We start from the raw sequence: 18,819 nt of genomic DNA, 5'->3' as shown, positions 1-18,819 counted from the left end.
ATGCTGCTCGCGGGGACGGGAACGTGCTGCTCAGCCGGGGTTCGGGAGAGCTTCAAGCCATGCCAGGGCGTCGGTGATCACGCCGGTCCAGGGCCAGTGGCGGGCGAACCGCAGATAGCGGCGGCGGGCGGTCGTGACGATCTGGGCGGCGGCGGAGAGAAGACGGAACCGGAGGCGGCGGGGCTCCCACCTGCGGATTTCGCCGGTCAGAGCGAGCATCGGCATCCAGGCCAGCAGGTCCAGGGCGAGCTGGACGATCTCCAGCCAGATCCGGTTCTGCGCGGTGTCGTGCAGGGGCAGGTTGCGCAGGCCGGTGGTCCGCGCGGCCCAGATGCGGTCCTCGGCTCGCGCCCGCTGGCGGTGTCGTAGCTCCAGTGCCGCGATCGGCATGACGGGGGTGTTGGTGGCGAAGCAGGTCAGCTGCAGTCCATCGGCGTCGGTGATCCGCAACTGGACACCGGGGTGGGGCCGTTCCTTGCGGACGATCAGCCGCATTCCCTTCGGCCAGCCCTTCAGGCAGTCGCCGGACAGTTCGGCGACCCAGGCGCCGTCGCGGATCTCGCCGCCGGGCTCCACCCCTCACCTCGGGGGTCATTTTCTCTCCGCGGCCCAGCACGCGGAACTTGACAGGGAACGGACCTGGTCGGACGAGACCACCCACGCAGTCCACGAATCCCTCGTCATGCGAGCCGAGTTCGTCCACGAAGCCGGATGCCCGGTGGTCCTCCCCGCCGACGCGGGGGTGTTCCGGACGGCCGCCGATCCAGGCACGTTGGACCGAGTGTCCTCCCTGCCGGCGCGCCGGCTGCTGAACTGCAGGGCGTCCTGCACAGCCCGCATGACCTGGAAAGAACGGCTGACTTCTTGGGAGTCCTCTGGGACTTTCCTGGGACTTTCCGCTGCATCAAGGGGCACGACCGTGAAACAGCAGAAAGGCCTTTCCTGCAGGTCAGCGGCTGGTGGTCGATCGTTCCTGCAGATCAGCCGAGTGGCTGGTCTCTCCCGGGACATCTGATACGAGGATGCCGCCGCACCCCGTCCGACCAGCTACTTAGCGGGTCAGAGAAGGGTGCGGCGGCATCTCCCGGACCTCTCCGGGACTTTGGGCCCGCGGTGGGCTACGAGCCGCACTCGACAGGCTCCACCGACCGGCCGCGGCTACGCGAAGATCGCGTCGATGGCGGCACTGCCTCGTGCACCGGCGCGGGGCAGGAAGTGGGAGTACTTCCGAGCTGACCCCTCGCCCCCGTCGTCACACGCCTTCAACCTCGTCACCGGACGGCGGGGCCGGTGCGGGGCCCGTACTGCCCCTGGGGACAAGCTCCACCGGCAGGACCACGTGGCGCTCCCGGTACGCCTCGGGGTCGTGGATCACGCGGTGGACCAGCTCCGCCGCCGCCTCGCCCAGCCGGCGGGCGGGCTGCGCCATCGTGGAGAGGTCCCACGGCTCGGACATCGTGTGACCGTCGAAGCCGAGGATCGACATCCGCTGCGGCACCGGGACATTGACCCCGCGCAGCACCGTGAGGAGCCTGAAGGCGATGTCGTCCGTCTCGGCGAAGATCGCCGTGGGAGGCTCCGCGAGGCTCAGCAGCCGCCCCACCGCCGCTTCCAGACTCGGTCCCTGCCACTCGGCGACATGGCGGACGAGGTCGTCGTCCCGCTCGATACCCGCCTCCGCGAGGGCGGTGCGATAGCCGTCGAGGCGGGCCCTGCTGCTCCAGGCGAATCCTGAGGCGTCCGCGGGCTCCAGGTAGGCGATGCGCCGGTGGCCCAGGTTGAGCAGATAGCGGGTGCCGCGCTGGGCGGCCTCCACGTCGTCCACGTAGACGCCGGCTCTGCCCTGTTCGTGCTGACTGACGAAGACCAGGGGCATGCCCAGGTCGTCCAGGCGCGCGCGCTCCTCGGGAGAGAGCGCGAAGCTGACGACGAGCAGGGCGTCGGCGTTGCGGCGGGCCGGCAGACGGTCGAAGAACTGTGCGCGCTGCTTGGCGGTGGTGACGCTGTAGACCAGCATGTCCAGGCCGGCCGCGTTCAGCGCGGGCGCCATACCGGCCAGCGCCGCGCCCAGGAACCAGGAGTCGAGGTTGGGCACGAGCACGGCGACCCGCCCCGTGCGCCCCGTGACCAGGCTGGACGCGCTGCGCGAGATCGCGAACGACAGCTCGCGAGCCGCCATTTCGACGCGTGCCCGGGTCTCCGGGGACACCGTTGACAGACCACGCAGCGCACGCGAGACGGTCGAGGGCGAGACTCCGGCCCTCTGGGCGACATCCGCCAGCGTGGCGCCCCTCACCGCGGATTCACCGACCATGCGCTGGACGTTAACACAACAATCGCCCTGCACGGCCCACCGGCGTGGCAGCGCTGTCATTGGTGCATTTTCGCTCTACTCGGGCAACCACAACCATTGACACGACTCCTGGGCCTCCCTAGCGTGACAGCGCTGTCATCAGACAGCGCAAGAGGGAGGGAGTGCGCCATGACCCTGAACCGCAGAGCACTGCTGACGAGCGCTGCGAGCGTCGCCGCAGCGGGTCTGCTGGCCGGATGCGGAGGGAAGAACCTCGACGACCTGCTCACGCAGGCCGCAACCGTCCCCCGAAAACCGGCCCGGCTGACCTGGTGGGTCTCCGAGATCCCCTCCCGGCGGGGCGCCGTCGTCGCGGATCTGATCATCCGTGCCTTCGAGCGGCGGCATCCTCTCGTCCGCATCTCGAAGATCAACGCCCTGTCCACCTCGGACGGCAACCGCAGCGCCATCGCCACACAGCTCGCCGGCGGATCCCCCCAGCCCGACGTGTATCTGGGCGACACGACATGGCCCGCGCAGTTCGGCCACGCCTCGCTCGCACTGCCGGTGGAGACGCTGCTTCCCAGTGGCTTCTGGAACGCCTTTCCGGCCGCCCTGCGGGACAGCTCCACGTTCCGCGGCAGCGCCTACGCGGTGCCGTTCTTCACCGACAGCACCTATCTCTTCTACCGCAAGGACCTCCTCGCCAAGCACGGGCTGCGCACCCCGCGCAGCTGGGAGGAGTTGCTGCACACCTCCCGCACGGTGCAGAGGGCCGGCGACGTGGAGACCGGATTCCTGTGGCAGGCCGGGGTGTCCGAGTCGCTGACGGCCAACGTCACCGAATTCCTCGCCGACGCCGGCGCCGAGATCCTGGACTCCCGGGGCAGGGCCGTACTGGGAGGGGCCGAGGCGGAGCGGGCCTTCTCGCTCATGGCCGACTTCACCGCACAGGGAGTCTCGCCCCGCACCGTGGCCACGTACAAGGAGTCGGACTCGCAGGACGCCTTCGCCAACGGACGCGGGCTGTTCCTGCGCAACTGGTCGTACGCCTGGGTCAATGCGAACAATCCGAAGGTCTCCCGTGTCGCCGGCAAGATCGCGGCCACCCCGCGTCCGGGCTTCGAGGGAACCGGCCGCTCCGGTGTCTCCTGCGCCGGCGGCTGGAGCAACTTCGTCAACCCCAGCTCCCAGCAGCTGGGTGCCGCCATGGAGTTCGCCCGGTTCTGCGCCGGCGGCGAGGTGCAGCGCCTCCTCGCCCAGGAGGCCGGTGTCATCCCCGCGATGACCTCCGTGTTGAGCGGCCCTCAGGCGCGTGCGGCGGGCGACCCCACAGTCCTGCGCGCCGCCGACCTGCGACTCGTCGCCCGGCCCGTGCAGACCCCGTACTACCCGCAGGTCAGCAAGGCGCTGTACACCCCGGCGAACGCGGTCGTACGCGGCAGCCTCTCCCCCGCGGCCGGTGTCCGCGCCGCACGCGAAGGGCTGCGTACGGCCCTGGAAGGAAAAGCGCTGTGAGTTCAGTACAGCATGCGAGGGCATCGACGAGGACAGTGGTGACGGCGACGGCCGGCCGCACCTGCGACGCACCGCCCCGGTCCCAGCGGTCCCCGAAGAGCGCGCCCCCAGGCTTCGCCACCCGCCGTCGCGCCCGCACCGGGTGGCTGTTCGCCTCCCCCGCTCTCCTGGTCATCGCGGCGGTGACGGTCTTCCCCGTCGCCTTCTCGCTGGTGCTGTCGTTCTGCGAGGTCCGGCTGGAGTACGGCGGCCTGCGGATCGGCTCCCCCACCCTCGCGCACTACGAAACGCTCCTGACGCACTCCGAGTGGTACAGGGCACTCGCGTTCACGCTGGGCTTCACCGTCGTCTCGGTCTTCATCGAGCTGGTCCTCGGGACGCTCACAGCACTCGTCCTGGAACGGCTCGGTGCTGCCCGCGGGTGGATCCTCGCCCTGCTCCTGCTGCCCTGGGCGCTGATCAACGTGGTCGCGGCGCAGCTGTGGTCGTATCTGTTCAACGGCACCTACGGGGCCGTGACCTGGCTCTGCGAGCAACTGCTCGGCTACCGGCCCGACATCCTCGGCGAGCCGGTGCCCGCGATGGCGGCGATGGTCGCCGTCGACGTGTGGAAGACGACGCCGTTCGTCGCGATCGTCGTGCTCGCCGGTCTGATGCTGATCCCGGGTGACGTCTACGAGGCCGCCGAGATCGACGGGGCGAGCGCCTGGACGACGTTCTGGAGGGTCACGCTGCCGCAACTGCGGCCCATCGTCGCCATCGCGGTCCTCTTCCGCATCCTCCAGGCGTTCGGGATCTTCGACCTGCCGTTCGTCCTTACCCAGGGCGGCCCGGGGACGGCCACGCAGTCGGTGGCGATGCTGGGCTACCGGATCCTCTTCCAGAACCTCGACTTCGGGGGCGGTGCCGCCGTCGCGGTCACCACTGCCGCCATCGTCCTGGCCTGCTGTCTGTTGTTCCTGCGCGTCTTCCGCGCCCAAGTCGACGAGGAGGGGCGGGCATGAGCCGCCACGTCCCGCGCACAGGCGTGCGCCGTTACGTCAATGCCGTCAACCTCGGCGGGCTGGTGATCGCCCTGTGCGCCACGCTGCCCCTGATCTGGATGGCGTCCGCCTCCCTGAAGGGGCCCGGCGAGATCAGCGCGACGCCGCCCTCGCTGCTGCCGGCCCATCCCACCCTCAGCAACTACGAGACGGCGTTCTCCCGGAACGGCATCGGCCACTACTTCCTCAACAGCGTCGTCGTGGCCTGTTGCTCGACGGTGCTGATCCTGTCCCTGGCGTTCTTCGCCGGTTACGCCCTCGCCCGGCTGCCGTTGCGCGGCCGCGGAGCCGTCATGACAGCGCTGCTGATGCTGTCGGTCTTCCCGCCGATCGCCCTGCTCGTGCCACTGTTCCTCATGGAGCGTCAGGCAGGTCTGCTCAACAGCTACCCGGGGCTCGTCATCCCGTACGTGGCGCTGAATCTGCCGTTCGCGATCTGGATCATGCGCAACTACCTCAGCGGCATCCCGAAGGAGCTGGAGGAGGCAGCGGCCATCGACGGTGCCGGCCCGCTGCGCACCGCCGTGACGGTGATCCTGCCGCTGGCCCGGCCGGGGATGTTCACGGCCGGGGTCTTCTCCTTCACCGCGACCTGGTCGGAATTCCTGCTCGCGCTCACCTTCAACGGCTCCGACGCCCGCCGCACCGTCTCCGTCGGCATCGCCCTGTTCACCAGCCAGTACCAGGTGCCGTACGGGGTGATCTTCGCCGGTGCGATGGTCGCCACCGTGCCGATCGCGGTCCTGGTGCTGATCTTCCGCCGGTCCGTCGTCTCCGGGATGACCACCGGCGCGGTGAAGGGCTGACCGGGCGCCGTACGGCGTGAGGGCCCCTCCGGCCGTCACGCGCCTGACTTCCGCACATCCGAACCCCGTCCTGGGCGCACGCCCGAGAGGTACACACATGCCCCACCACGACTCCCCCACCCCCTCCCCGTCCTCCTCCTGCGACGCGGACTGGTGGCGGCAGGCGGTCATCTACCAGATATATCCCCGCAGTTTCGCCGACTCCGACGGCGACGGCCTCGGTGACATCCCCGGCGTCACGTCCCGGCTGGAGTACCTCGCCGACCTCGGCGTGGACGCCGTCTGGCTGAGCCCGTTCTACCCTTCGCAGCTCGCCGACGGCGGCTACGACGTCGCCGACTACCGCGATGTGGACCCGCGGCTCGGCACCCTCGACGACTTCGACGAGATGGTCGCCACGGCCCGCCGGCTCGGCCTGCGAATCATGGTCGACATCGTCCCCAACCACTCCTCCGACCAGCACGTCTGGTTCCAGGAGGCACTCCGGGCCGCGCCCGGATCGGCCGCCCGCGAGCGCTACGTCTTCCGTGACGGGCGGGGGGACGACGGTGAACTGCCGCCCACCGACTGGCCGTCCAGCTTCGGAGGCCCCGCCTGGACCCGGGTGGCGGACGGCCAGTGGTACCTGCACCTCTACGCACCCCAGCAGCCCGACTTCAACTGGGACAACCCCGAGGTCCGTGAGGACTTCCACGCCACCCTGCGGTTCTGGTCCGACCGGGGTGTCGCCGGTTTCCGCGTCGATGTCGCCCACGGACTCGCCAAGGACCTGCGCGCACCGCTGCGCGACCTCGGTGACCAGCAGAGCTACCAGCCCGGCGCCCTGCCGGTCGACGGCAGTCATCCGCTGTGGGACCGCGACGCGGTGCACGAGATCTACCGCGGCTGGCGGCAGGTGTTCAACACGTACGACCCGCCGCGCTTCGCCGTCGCCGAGGCCTGGGTGGGCACCTCACGGCGCATGGCGTACGCCTCCGCCGACGGGCTGGGCCAGGCGTTCAACTTCGACTTCCTCGGCGCGAGGCTCGACGCGGGCGAGATGCGCGCCACCATCGAAACGGCGCTCGCCGACGCCCGCGACGCCGGTGCGACGAGCACCTGGGTGCTCTCCAACCACGACGTCGTACGTCATGTCTCGCGCTACGCCCTGCCCGGCGACCACCGCAAGCGCGACATCGAGGCGTGGCTGCTCACCGACGGCCGGGAACCGGCCCCGGACCTGGCGGCGGGTGAACGCAAGGCGCGGGCCGCTGCCCTGCTGATGCTGGCGCTGCCCGGTTCCGCGTATGTCTACCAGGGTGAGGAACTGGGCCTTCCCGAGGTCGCGGACCTCGACCGCGCGGACCTCCAGGACCCGATGTGGGTACGCAGCGGCGGACGCGTCAAGGGACGCGACGGCTGCCGCGTACCGCTGCCGTGGACCACTGAGGGCACCAGCTTCGGGTTCGGTTCCGGGGGCTCGTGGCTTCCGCAGCCCTCCGGCTGGGGCCGGTATGCGGCGGAGGCACAGAGCGGGGACGCGGGATCCTTCCTGGAGCTGTACCGGGAGGCCCTGCGCCTGCGTCGCACGCTGGTCGCGGACGAGGCGCTGGCGTGGACCGGCCCGCAGGAACCGGCACATCAGGGGCTGCTGCACTTCGAGCGCGCCGGAGGCTGGCAGACCGTCAGCAACCTTTCCGACGAGCCCGTTCGGCTGCCCCAGGGGGAGGTCCTGCTCGCCTCCGCGACGCTGACCGATGACACGCTCCCGCCGTGGACCACCGTCTGGCTGAGGACCGGGGCCGCGTCCGTCTCCCGGTCCGGCCGCTGAGGCGCGGCGTCCGGCCCCTCGCGCCGTGCGCGGAGGGGCCGGCTCACGGCCGGGATCCGCCGCGCCAGCGTGCCGGGTCGATCCTGCCTGCGTACAGGGGGAGTTCGATCGGGAGTTGGTCGTCCGCGAACGGGTCCCACACCCGGGTGAGGCCCGCCGTCCCCCGTGCGCGCACCCTCCGCGCCTCGGCGAGGTCCAGCACGTCGGTCAGGACCTCCTCGGGGCCGGGCCCGGCTTCGGCACGCGTATGCCCCTCGGGGTCCACGACGACGCTGCGTCCGATGCCGTCGGGCGAAGCCGCGTTGAGGCTGGCCATGAAGACCTGGTTCACGATCGCGTTGGCCTGGGCCAGCACGACCTCCTGGGCGCGGTCGACGGTCGGTGTGCGCACCAGGTTGAGCACGAGGTCGGCACCCTGCCAGGCCAGGTGGCGGGTGGTCTCGGGAAACCAGGCGTCGTAGCAGATCGTCAGGCCCACGCGTCCGTGGCCCTCAAGGTCGAAGACCACGAAACTGCTGCCGGACGCCGTGGTCTCGTACGGCCGCCACGGGAAGATCTTGCGGTACTCGGCGACCCGTTCGCCGGTGGGCGAGTAGACGGGGGCGGTGTTGTAGATCTTGCCGTCCGAGCCTTTTTCGTAGACGCTGCCGGGCACGAGCCAGATGCCCAGTTCGCGGGCGAGGGCCGCCAGCCGGGTGCCGCGGGGGCCGTCCAACGGCTCGGCCGCCTCGGTCATGACCGTCCCGGGGTCCTCGCCGGGCTCGTGGCCACACAGATGCAGCTCCGGGTAGGCGAGCAGGCGTACGCCGGGACGCGCCTCGACGACACGGCGTACGTCCGTGGCGAACGCGTCCGGATCGTCGGCGGCGTGGTGGAGCGCCGCCGCCTGGACGAGGCCGATCGTCAGGGGGACCGTCATATCGAGCAACTTTCCGCGCAGGGGGTGTCCCGTGGCTGTCTGGTGGTGTCTGCGGGCGCTGGTCCCGGGGCGCTGACGAGCCAATCATCGCGTCTGCCTCAGGGCAAGATCCCCTTGTCCAGCACCATCCACAGGGAGAACCAGTGGCTCCGTGGTAGAACGAGGGCCACCGCGTCCGCGCTGCGCACGACCGCCCGGACGTGCCTCACCGATCCGACAGGACACAGGAACACGCATGACCCTCACCCAGCTGAGGGCCTTCGTCGAGGCGGGGCGACTGGGGTCGTTCACCGCGGCGGCGCAGGCCATGGACATCGCCCAGGCATCGGCCTCCGAACTGGTGCGGCGCCTGGAGGCGGAACTCGACGCCGAGCTGTTCGCACGGGGCAGCCGCACCCTGACCCTGACCTCGGCCGGGCAGGAACTGCTGCCGTACGCCCAGCAGGCCCTGGAGGCCGCCGCGAGCGGGACGCGGGCGGTGCGCTCCCTGGGCTCCCTGGGCGGAGGAACGGCGACCTTCGGTGTTCTGCGTAACGCGGACTACTACCTGCTGTCCAACCTCGTACAGATGTTTCACGCCCGGTATCCGTCCGTCAGGGTCAGGCTCGTGGGGCAGAACTCGTCGGAGACCGCGGCCGCCGTGGCCGCGGGCCGGATCGAGGCGGGCCTGGTCGTCCTGCCGATCGACGACGAGGGGCTGGTGGTGACCCCGCTCCTGCGCGACGAGGTCTTCTACATCAGCGCGAGCGAGGAACGGACCCGCGTCCCGGTGACGATCGAGGCGTTCGCCCGAGCGCCACTGGTTCTCTACGACGCCCATTACGGCTGGCAGGACCCCACCCGGCGGCAGATCGCGGAGCGGGCCCAGCTCGCCGGGGTCGCCATCGACCCGCTCATCGAGCTGGAGCGCGTGGAGGCCGCGCTGGGCCTGGTGGCGGCCGGGGTGGGCGACACGATCGCCAGCCGGGCGGTGGTCGCCGGCCCGTCGTTCCCGCCCGGGCTGCACACCGCCTCGTTCGCCGACCCCCTCTACGACACGATCGCCCTCGTCAAGCGGCGGGGACACCCGCTGTCGCGGGCCACGAGGGAGCTCGCCCGGCTGGCCGAGGACACCCTGCGCGAGATCCGTACCGACCTCGGTCTCTGAGCCGCGGCCTCACCCCGGGGATCAGGGAAACCCTGTGGATCGGACAGGACTCGCCCCTCTGGTCCTGTGGCAGCGAGACGTCTAGCGTCCCTGCCATGCAGATCACGCACGACGAAGCACAGGCCCTCCCCCCGTTCCAGTGGCTCAAGAAGCCGTCCGTGGACGGCCCCCCCGCCCAGCGCGACCCCAAGGTGGTCGAGCGGGTCTCTCACATGCTGAAGGAGATCGAGCACAAGGGTATGGACGCGGTGCGCGCCTACGCCCAGGAGCTGGACGGCTGGTCCGGCGACGTGGAGATCGGGGCCACCGAGCTCAAGAAGTCGGGGGACGCCCTGCCCCCGGACGTCCGTACTGCCCTGGAGATGGGCTACGAGCGCACCCACCGGTTCGCCTCCGCGCAGCGGGAGCACCTGAAGGACTTCGAGGTCGAGGTCGCTCCCGGTGTCGCCGGCGGCCAGCGATACGTCCCCGTCTCCCGGGTCGGCGCGTATCTGCCGGCCGGCCGCTTCCCGCTGCTCGCCAGCGCCTTCATGACGGTGAACGTGGCGAAGACCGCCGGTGTGCCCACGGTGCTGGCGTGCACGCCCCCGTCGGGTGAGCACGGCGCGCACCCCGCCGTCCTGTACGGCGCCCATCTGTCGCGCGCCGACCGGGTGTTCGCGCTCGGCGGCGTCCAGGCACTCGGCGCGATGGCCTTCGGTCTGCTCGGCGAGGCCCCGGTCGACATGCTGGTCGGCGCGGGCAACGCGTTCGTCACCGAGGCCAAGCGGCAGCTGTTCGGCCGGGTCGGCATCGACCTGCTGGCCGGCCCCTCCGAGGTCGCCGTCATCGCCGACGACAGCGCCGACCCCGAGTGGGTCGCGGCGGACCTGCTGGGCCAGGCCGAGCACGGCCCCAACTCGCCCGCCGCGTTGATCACCACGTCCGAGAAGCTGGGACGCGCGGTGATCGCGGAGATGGACCGCCAGCTGGAGTCCCTGGTCACCCGGGACATCGCCGGCCCGGCATGGCGTGACTTCGGGTCCGTCATCGTGGTGGACGACCGGGCCGACGCCGTCGCCGTCGCCGACGTCATCGCCCCCGAGCACCTGGAGATCCAGACCGAGGACGACGACTACTACTTGGAGAACCTCTCCAACTACGGCTCGCTGTTCATCGGGGCGTGGTCGACGGTCGCCTACTCCGACAAGGGCATCGCCGGCACCAACCACGTGCTGCCCACGGGCAAGACGGCCCGCTACAATGCGGGGCTCTCCGTCTCCCGCTTCCTCAAGCCGCTGACGTACCAGCGCGCCTCGAAGGAGGGGACCGCTTCCCTCGCTCCCGCCGTCGAGCGCATCTCGGCGTTCGAGGGGCTGGCCGCCCACGGCGCCACGGCGACGCTCCGCATCGACCGGATCGGGCGGACGTCCGACGCGTTCGACGAGGTCCCGGCCGCTCTGCGCGACCAGCTCTGACCGCTCTCCCCGTGCCGCCGCTCCGCGTGCGGCGGCACGGGGAGCACCGGTGCGCGCCCCCTACGAGCGAGACCTGTCGGCCGCGCCCCGGGCCGCACCGGCTCCCCCCAGACACCGCCCACACCCGAGGTCCCCCCATGCGACACCGCCCGTCCGCGCCGTCCTCGCCTCCCCGAAGCGGGAGCGGCACCGCTCTCACCCAGGGCCTGAAGGGCCGCCAGATCACCATGATCTCCATCGGCGGGGTGATCGGAGCCGGCCTCTTCGTCGGTTCGTCCACCTCCGTGGCCGCCGCGGGGCCGGCCGTCCTGATCTCGTTCCTGCTGGCGGCCGCGCTCGTGGTGCTCGTCATGCAGATGCTGGGCGAGATGGCCGTCGCCCAGCCGGACACGGGCTCCTTCTCCACCTACGCCGACCGCGCGCTGGGCCGCTGGGCGGGCTTCTCGATCGGCTGGCTTTACTGGTGGTTCTACATCCTCGTCATTCCCATCGAGGCCATCGCGGCGGGCGAGGTGATCGCCGGTCCGACCTCGGTCCCCAGCTGGATCCCGGCGCTCCTGGTGATCGCCGCACTGGCGGGCAGCAATCTGCTGGCGGTGCGCAACTACGGGGAGTTCGAGTACTGGTTCGCCCTCCTGAAGGTCGTCGCGATCGTGGCGTTCCTGGTCCTGGGTGTGCTCGCCGTGCTCGGTGTGCTGCCGGGCTCGGACACCCACGGCGTGTCGAACCTCTGGAGCCACGGCGGTTTCGCCCCGCAAGGCTCCATGGCCGTCATCGCCGGCCTGCTCACCGCGATGTTCAGCTTCCAGGGCAGCGAGATCGTCACCATCGCAGCCGCCGAGTCCGAGGAGCCGCGCAAGAACATCAAGAAGGCCGTCCGCGCCGTCGTCTGGCGGCTGGGCCTCTTCTACATCGGCTCGATCCTCATCGTGGTCTGCCTCGTGCCGTGGAACGCCGACGACCTGGCGGCCGGCTCGTACCAGGCCGCCCTCGACCGGATGAACATCCCGGGCGCCGCGTGGATCATGGACGTCGTCCTCGTCGTCGCCGTGAGCAGCTGCCTGAACTCCGCCGTCTACACGGCGTCCCGCATGATGTTCTCGCTGTCCGGCCGGGGTGACGCCCCCGCCGCCTTCGCGCGTACCTCACGGCGCGGAGTGCCCGCCAACGCGGTCGTGGCCTCCACCGTCATCGGGATCGCCGCGGTCATCGCCAACTACCTGCTGCCGGAGGTCTTCTCGTACCTCATCGCCTCCAGCGGAGCGATCGCCCTGATGATGTACATGGTCATCGCGCTCACGCAGTACGCGACCCGCCGCAAGGGGGGCCGGCCGGCCGAGGTCCGGATGTGGGCGTTCCCCTACCTCACCCTCGCCACGGTCGCCTTCATCGCCGGAGTGCTGGTGCTCATGGCCGTACTGCCGGGCCACCGGCTGGAGCTGTGGCTCTCCCTGGGGCTCGCCGCCGTGCTCGTCGCGGTGGGAGCGGCGCGGCAGCGCCGGGCTGGTGCCAGGGGCGACGGTCCGGCAGCGCGCCCCTTGGACACGGAGCGGATTGCGGAGCAGGCGGCACGATGAGGCCGGGGCGGCTCAGTGGGCGCGCGCGTGCGTGGCGCGGGGGACGAACTCCGTCGGCAGGACCAGGCGTTCACCGGCCGGGTCGACCTCCTTGGCGATCCGCCGCACCAGCAGGCGCGCCGCCTGACGCGACAGCTCCCGCAGGTCGTGCCGGACGGTGGTGAGCCGGAACACCTCCCAGGCCGCCATCGGGAGGTCGTCGAAGCCGATGACAGTGAGGTCCTCGGGGACCCTGACACCCGCCGCGAGCGCCGCGTTCAGGACACCGATGGCGACGACATCGTTGCCGCAGAACACCGCCGTGGGCGGCTCGTCCGCGTCGAGGAGGGCGGGCAGCGCGCGGTAGCCGGTCTCGTACTCGAAGGCCCCACGCACCACCCGGCTCTCCGGAAGCCCTACGCCCACCTCGGCGAGGGCCAGCCGGAAGCCCAGCTCGCGCTCGCGGCCCGTCGTGGTGTTGGCGGAACCGAAGATCCCGGCTACGCGCCGGTGCCCCAAGGCCGCGAGTTCCCGCGCGACGAGCCGTCCGCCGCCCTCGTTGTCGACGACGGAGGCGAAGTCGTCGCTGCGTCCGGTGTCGCGGTTGAGGAAGACGTAGGGCATGCCACGCCGCTCCAGCTGGGCCGGCAGGCGGGAGTCCGTGGTGGCGGTGGCGAGGACGACGCCGTCCATCGACTGGTCGAGCAGCTTCTCCTCGGCGACCGCCTCGTCGGACCGCTCGGTGATCAGCATCATCCGGTAGCCGAGACTGCTCAGTTCGTCGTGGAGCGGGGCGATGACATGCGGGTAGAACGGGTTCGTCAGATCAGTGACGATGACGCCCACCCGCCGGGTGGCGCTCGTCGACAGCGTGCGCCCGGCCTCGCTCGGCACGTAGTTCAGCGCCTGGGCCGCCCGCCTGACCTTCTCGCGGGTGGCCCGGGACACGCGGGGGTCGTCACGCAGCGCGCGCGAGACCGTGGGCTGTGAGACACCTGCCAGCTTGGCCACGTCGTGACTGGTGATCCCCATCGGCTCTCTCCTCGTCGCCACCGGAGCCGCCCGACCGCGCCTCCCGGCCAGTATACGTATGCCATACCCACACGTCGCCTTGTTCCGCCCAGGTCGTCGCGGCACACACGCAAAGCCCGCATGGTCAATTGCCGCACCCGGCCCCCTTGACATCCGACGCGGCACCGCCTGTCATGAGATACATACGTATTCACACGCAAGGAGCAGTCATGCCCGATGTCGTCGTATCACCCAGCGAGCTGGCCCGCCGCACGGTCCGGCGCAGCGACTTCGTCTCCTGCAACCAGGCCTTCATCGACTGCCGTACGCCCGGGTCGGACCGCAAGGAGAACTACGCGATGATCGGGCCGGGCGTCTCGCAGGCCGCCGGTCAGCACGTCAACCTCCGGCTGCCGCACGGCTACAACATCGGTGCCGCCGCGATGCCGAACGGCATCACCAACAACCTCCATCTGCACTACACCGCCGAGGTGTTCGTCTGCACCGAGGGCGAGTACCTGCTGCGCTGGGGCGCGGACGGCGCCGAGGGCGAACTCACCCTCAGGGCCGGCGACATCGCCTCCATCCCCACCTGGATCTTCCGCGGCTTCACCAACACCGGTCCGGACGACGGCTGGATGTTCACCGTGCTGGGAATGGATCACACCGGCGGCATCATCTGGGGCCCGTCGGTCCTGCGGGAGGCCGGGAAGCACGGCCTGTACCTCACCGCGGACAACCAGCTGGTCGACACCGTCGCCGGCGACGCCCTCCCGCCGGAGTCCGAGCTCGTCAGCCCGATGACGCGGGAGCACATCGACCGGCTGCGCCACTACACCCCCGACGAGATGAAGCGCCGGATCGCCGCCGCGGACGAGCTGGTCTTCTCCGAGCACCCCTTCCTCGACAGCGCCCTGCCCGGCGGCGGTGCCCGGCTGAACTGCGTCATCGGGTACGGCATGACGGAGGACCCGCATCAGGAGCCCCGCGTGTTCAATCCGCACGGGCACAACGTCGCCTGGCTCCGCGCCGACCCCGGGCAGGGCGTCTCGGCGCACCGCCAGCACGAGACCCAGACACTGATCGTGAAGGACGGCCTGTGGGAGGTCACCCTCAACCGCACCGACCCCCTCCCCGTCCGTCTCGGCCCCCGCGACATGCTCTCCGTCCCGCAGGACGCCTGGCGCACCGTACGCAATGTCGGCGACGAGCAGGGCGACCTCCTCGTGGTCAACTCCGGTGACGGACGCGTCCGTCTGGAGTGGGACGAGGAGGTGCGCAAGAGCGCGGCGGACGCGGGCCTGGGCATCGACCACAACGGCTACGTCGCCCCCTACGCCCTGCTGCCCCGCTCCGCGCGCTTCTGGTGACCGACGTGGATCACGGGGACACGGGCCGTCCGCTGCCGCTCGTCGTCGTGCCCGGGATGCTCTGCGACGCGAACCTGTGGCGCGACGTGGACTTCCCCGAGGGCCACGACGTCCACCACGTCGCCCTGCGACGCGGGACCATCGGGGCGCTCGCCGAGGACGTGCTCGCCGCGGTGGCGGGACCGTTCGTGCTCGTCGGGCTCAGCCTGGGAGCCATCGTCGGCTTTGAGGCACTGCGCCGGGCGCCCGGGCGCATCGCGGGTCTGTGCGTGATGGCGACCAACGGGGGCCGGCCGCTTCCCGGGCAGTACGCGGCCTGGCGGGCGATGGACGAGCTGATCGCGGCCGGCCGGTTCTCGCACGTCGTCGAGCAGACACTGCCGGACATGTTCCCCGACCGCAGCCCCACGCCCGAGGCCGCTGGGCGCTACCGGGCCATGGCGCACGCGGTGGGCGCCACCGCCGCCCGCGCCCAGCTCGCCGCGCAGGCGACCCGCACCGACGCGGCCCCCGCGCTGCGGATGGCCCGCTGCCCCACCGTCGTACTGGCCGGGGAGCGGGACACCCTGTGCCCGCCCTCCTACCACCGGGCCATCGCGGACTCCGTCCCCGGAGCCGCCCTGACCCTGCTGCCCGACGCGGGACACCTGCTGCCGTGGCAGCGGCCGGAGGCGGTCACGGCCGCACTGCGCGAACTCGTCGCGGCCGCCGGCGGTACGAGACCGGCGCCCGCCGCTCCCTGAACGCACCACCCCCGCCCCCTTCATCCTCATCCTCATCCTCATCGGAAGAGAGCCGTCATGCCCCGACACCTCAAGTCCCCCCTCCCCTCCGCGCAGGTGAGCGCGGCCCGGGCCGATGTCGCCGAGCGCGTCCACGCCATCCTCGGCGACATCCGCCGGCGCGGTGACGACGCGGTCCGTGAGTACTCCGAGAAGTTCGACAAGTGGAGCCCGGACTCGTTCCGCCTCAGCGCCGACGAGGTCCGCCGGATCGTGTCGCGGGTGCCCGGCACGGTGCTGGACGACATCCGCTTCGTACAGCAGCAGGTCCGTACGTTCGCGCAGGCCCAGCGTGACTCGCTGGCCGACGTCGAGATCGAGACGCTGCCCGGCGTCCGCCTCGGGCACCGGCACGTCCCCGTGGCCGCCGCCGGGGCGTATGTGCCCGGCGGCCGCTACCCCCTGACGGCGTCGGCCCACATGACGATCGTGACCGCCAAGGTGGCCGGCGTTTCCCGCGTCGCCGCCTGCACACCGCCCATCCGGGGCGAGATCCCCGCCGCGACGGTCGCGGCGATGCACCTCGCGGGCGCCGACGAGATCTACCTGCTGGGCGGCGTCCAGGCCGTCGCCGCGCTGGCCGTGGGCACCGAGACCATCGGCCGCGTCCCGATGCTCGCGGGGCCGGGCAACGCGTACGTGGCGGAGGCCAAGCGGCAGCTGTTCGGCGAGGTCGGCATCGACCTGTTCGCCGGACCGACCGAGATCCTGGTGATCGCCGACGAGAACGCGGACCCCTTCGTCGTGGCCGTCGACCTGCTGTCGCAGGCGGAGCACGGCCCGGACTCCCCCGCCGTGCTGGTCACGACGTCCGAACAGCTGGGCCGCGAGGTCGAGCGGCACATCGAGCGCCTGCTGCCGGGCATGCCCACCAAGGACTTCGCCGAACCCGCCTGGCGCGACCACGGCGAGATCGTGGTGGCCGACACCCTCGACGAGGCCTTCCGGATCGCCGACTCCTACGCCAGCGAGCACGTCGAGGTCCTGACCGTGAACCCTCGTCAGGCACTGGAGAAGATGCGCGACTACGGTGCGCTCTTCCTCGGCGAAGGTACCTGCGTCTCCTACGGCGACAAGGTCATCGGCACCAACCACGTCCTGCCCACCCGGGGCGCCGCCCGCTACACGGGGGGCCTGTGGGTCGGCAAGTACCTCAAGACGGTGACGTACCAGGAGGTCACCGACACCGCGTCCTCCGCGCTGCTCGGCGAGGTGTGCGGCCGGGCCGCGCGCGTCGAGCTCTTCGAGGGCCACGCCCGCTCCGGAGACGTCCGCGCCGCCAAGTACGGCAAGGGCACCCTGCCGTGGAACGAGGAGGGCGCCGCATGAGCGGCCGCACCGCACCGTTGGCCGGCCGCGTCGCGCTCGTCACCGGAGGCGGCAGCGGGCTCGGCCGGGCCGTCACCGGGTCACTGCACGCCGACGGCGCCCGGGTGGTGATCACGGGCCGCAACGAGGCCGCGCTCAAGGAGACCGCGGCGCACTTCGGCCCGCAGGTCTCGTACCGCGTCTGCGACGTCTCCCGCCCCGACGACGTCGAGGAGCTCGCCGGGGAGCTGGCCGGTGAGGAGATATCGATACTGGTCAACAACGCCGGGATCGCCGGCCCGGTCGCCCCGCTGACCGAGATCACCCCGCAGGAGTGGGACGAGGTCTTCGACGTGAACGTGCGCGGGGTGTTCCTGATGTGCCGGGCCTTCCTGCCCGCCATGACCGGGCGGGGCACGGGCGACGTCATCAACATCGCCTCGGTGTCGGGCAAGCGCCCCCTGCTGCGGCGTACCCCGTACTGCGCGTCGAAGATGGCGGTCATCGGCCTCACGACCACGCTGGCCGGTGAGGTCGGACCGCTTGGTGTCACGGTCAACTCGCTGTCCCCCGGGCCTGTCTCGGGTCCTCGTATGGAGCGCAACTTCCGTCTGGAGGCGGAGCGCACCGGGAGCACCCGTGCGCGGGCCGAGCAGGAGTTCGTCGGACGCTCCGCCCTGGGACGCATGGTCACCGAGGACGAGGTGGGCGAGGCCGTCGTCGCGATGCTGCGCATGCGCGGACTGTGCGGGGCCGACATCGACCTCTCCGCGGGGATGGTGGCCCGGTGACCGCGCACAGCACACCGCGCCGCGGTCTCAAGCAGAGGCTGGCGGACGGCGAGCAGTTGCGGGGCGCCCTGCTTCGGCTCCCCGCGGAGACACTGGTGGAGATGGCGGGGGTCGCGGGATTCGACTACGTCGTCATCGACTGCGAGCACGGCCCTGCCGACACGGCGCTGCTCCAGCAGCACCTGACGGCGGCCGCGGCGCAGGGAATCGACGTCCTGGTCCGCGTCGGCTCGGCCGAGCCGACGCTCGCGCTGCGCTGCCTCGACCTGGGTGCGGCCGGGCTGATCTTCCCGCACGTGGACAGCCGCGAGGACGCGGCGCGGGCGGTGGCGGCCAGCCACTACCCTCCGTGGGGGGAGCGGGGCTTCGCCACCTACAGCAGAGCGGGCCGGTTCGGCACGGTCACGGCGGCCGATCATGTGGCCTCGTCCCGCCAGACCCTGGTCGTGGCGATGATCGAGACCCGGCGCGCCTGCGAGGACGCCGAGGCGATCCTCGGCACCGAGGGGGTGGACGCGGTCCTGGTGGGCCCCGCGGATCTGGCCGTGGACTGCGGCTTCCCGGCGCCCGGCGTCGTCGACGGGCTGACCGCGCGGGCACACGACGCGGCGCGGGCACGCAAGCGCGCGGTGATGACGATCGTGCCGAGTCTCGACGCCGGCCGGACCGCCGAGCGCCGAGGGGCGCAGCTCGTCCTCTACAACATGGCCCATGTCCTCATGGACACCATGCGCGCGTTGGCCGGGCCGGGCACGACGGACGCGGCCGGCGCCCCTGCCTGAGCGCTTCCGGGACGGCCGAGGAACTGTGCCTGCGGAACCTGCGGCGGTGCGGCGCGCACCCCTGCACGCGCCGCCCCGCCGGGCTCCCGGCTGCCGCCCGCCGGGGCCCGCAGGACCACTCCCGGCCCACCCTTGACGCCCCGGAGCCGGGTCCATAGTGTTCTCGACCAGTTCTCCCAATCCATACGTATGCACACCTCGTTCCCGCGTGATCGGAGCAGCCATG

The 18,819-nt window shown here is 71.3% G+C and carries 15 protein-coding genes and 1 pseudogene; 12 read left to right on the top strand and 4 right to left on the bottom strand.

Annotation, left to right across the window (positions count from 1 at the left end):
• Positions 1-30 precede the first annotated feature (30 nt).
• Positions 31-576 (bottom strand): annotated as a pseudogene (locus OG599_RS27485) (transposase); the annotation flags it as partial.
• Positions 577-1,252: 676 nt separating this feature from the next.
• Positions 1,253-2,314 carry a LacI family DNA-binding transcriptional regulator gene (locus OG599_RS27480; protein WP_327178651.1) on the bottom strand — a complete coding sequence of 354 codons (1,062 nt, stop codon included), beginning with the start codon at positions 2,312-2,314 and terminating at the stop codon, positions 1,253-1,255.
• 168 nt (positions 2,315-2,482) lie between these two features.
• Between OG599_RS27480 and OG599_RS27475 the strand changes: the two genes are divergently transcribed.
• The 4 genes from OG599_RS27475 to OG599_RS27460 all read left to right on the top strand — a co-directional run bounded on the left by OG599_RS27475 (position 2,483) and on the right by OG599_RS27460 (position 7,470).
• Positions 2,483-3,811 (top strand): extracellular solute-binding protein, encoded by a 1,329-nt coding sequence (locus tag OG599_RS27475; RefSeq protein ID WP_327178650.1) that lies wholly within the window; start codon positions 2,483-2,485, stop codon positions 3,809-3,811.
• Positions 3,812-3,849: 38 nt separating this feature from the next.
• The gene (locus OG599_RS27470) at positions 3,850-4,815 is read left to right on the top strand and encodes a carbohydrate ABC transporter permease (RefSeq protein ID WP_327178649.1); all 966 of its coding nucleotides are present in this window, start codon (positions 3,850-3,852) and stop codon (positions 4,813-4,815) included.
• Entirely contained in the window at positions 4,812-5,660 is an 849-nt protein-coding gene (locus OG599_RS27465) for a carbohydrate ABC transporter permease (protein WP_327178648.1), read from the top strand. Before OG599_RS27470 ends, OG599_RS27465 begins: the two co-directional genes overlap by 4 nt.
• Positions 5,661-5,757: 97 nt before the next feature.
• A complete protein-coding gene (locus OG599_RS27460) occupies positions 5,758-7,470 on the top strand; it encodes a glycoside hydrolase family 13 protein (RefSeq protein ID WP_327178647.1) in 1,713 nt (570 codons plus the stop codon).
• A gap of 43 nt (positions 7,471-7,513) precedes the next feature.
• Here OG599_RS27460 and OG599_RS27455 read toward each other — a convergent pair whose 3' ends face one another.
• A complete protein-coding gene (locus OG599_RS27455; RefSeq protein WP_327178646.1) occupies positions 7,514-8,389 on the bottom strand; it encodes a carbon-nitrogen hydrolase family protein in 876 nt (291 codons plus the stop codon).
• Positions 8,390-8,624: 235 nt separating this feature from the next.
• Between OG599_RS27455 and OG599_RS27450 the strand changes: the two genes are divergently transcribed.
• The 3 genes from OG599_RS27450 to OG599_RS27440 all read left to right on the top strand — a co-directional run bounded on the left by OG599_RS27450 (position 8,625) and on the right by OG599_RS27440 (position 12,570).
• Positions 8,625-9,536 (top strand): LysR family transcriptional regulator, encoded by a 912-nt coding sequence (locus tag OG599_RS27450; protein WP_327178645.1) that lies wholly within the window; start codon positions 8,625-8,627, stop codon positions 9,534-9,536.
• Positions 9,537-9,631: 95 nt separating this feature from the next.
• The gene (gene hisD, locus OG599_RS27445; RefSeq protein ID WP_327178644.1) at positions 9,632-10,993 is read left to right on the top strand and encodes a histidinol dehydrogenase; all 1,362 of its coding nucleotides are present in this window, start codon (positions 9,632-9,634) and stop codon (positions 10,991-10,993) included.
• Between the two features lie 137 nt (positions 10,994-11,130).
• Complete coding sequence (locus OG599_RS27440) at positions 11,131-12,570, top strand: amino acid permease (protein WP_327178643.1); 1,440 nt, start codon at positions 11,131-11,133, stop codon at positions 12,568-12,570.
• 12 nt (positions 12,571-12,582) lie between these two features.
• Here OG599_RS27440 and OG599_RS27435 read toward each other — a convergent pair whose 3' ends face one another.
• Entirely contained in the window at positions 12,583-13,734 is a 1,152-nt protein-coding gene (locus OG599_RS27435; RefSeq protein WP_327178642.1) for a LacI family DNA-binding transcriptional regulator, read from the bottom strand.
• Positions 13,735-13,790: 56 nt separating this feature from the next.
• On the opposite strand from OG599_RS27435, the gene OG599_RS27430 reads away from it, so the two are divergent.
• From OG599_RS27430 to OG599_RS27410, 5 genes are read left to right on the top strand one after another with little or no spacing between them, the layout of a single operon-like run.
• Positions 13,791-14,930 carry a cupin domain-containing protein gene (locus OG599_RS27430; RefSeq protein ID WP_327178641.1) on the top strand — a complete coding sequence of 380 codons (1,140 nt, stop codon included), beginning with the start codon at positions 13,791-13,793 and terminating at the stop codon, positions 14,928-14,930.
• A 5-nt stretch (positions 14,931-14,935) separates the two neighbouring features.
• A complete protein-coding gene (locus OG599_RS27425; protein WP_327178640.1) occupies positions 14,936-15,673 on the top strand; it encodes an alpha/beta fold hydrolase in 738 nt (245 codons plus the stop codon).
• Positions 15,674-15,730: 57 nt separating this feature from the next.
• Complete coding sequence (gene hisD, locus OG599_RS27420) at positions 15,731-17,041, top strand: histidinol dehydrogenase (protein WP_327178639.1); 1,311 nt, start codon at positions 15,731-15,733, stop codon at positions 17,039-17,041.
• The gene (locus OG599_RS27415; protein ID WP_327178638.1) at positions 17,038-17,811 is read left to right on the top strand and encodes an SDR family NAD(P)-dependent oxidoreductase; all 774 of its coding nucleotides are present in this window, start codon (positions 17,038-17,040) and stop codon (positions 17,809-17,811) included. Before hisD (OG599_RS27420) ends, OG599_RS27415 begins: the two co-directional genes overlap by 4 nt.
• Complete coding sequence (locus OG599_RS27410; RefSeq protein ID WP_327178637.1) at positions 17,808-18,593, top strand: HpcH/HpaI aldolase family protein; 786 nt, start codon at positions 17,808-17,810, stop codon at positions 18,591-18,593. The genes OG599_RS27415 and OG599_RS27410 overlap by 4 nt, the downstream gene beginning before the upstream one ends.
• Positions 18,594-18,819 lie beyond the last annotated feature (226 nt).

It is taken from the genome of Streptomyces sp. NBC_01335 (genome assembly GCF_035953295.1).
Taxonomy (GTDB): domain Bacteria; phylum Actinomycetota; class Actinomycetes; order Streptomycetales; family Streptomycetaceae; genus Streptomyces.
This window is presented reverse-complemented; position numbering and strand designations above follow the sequence as displayed.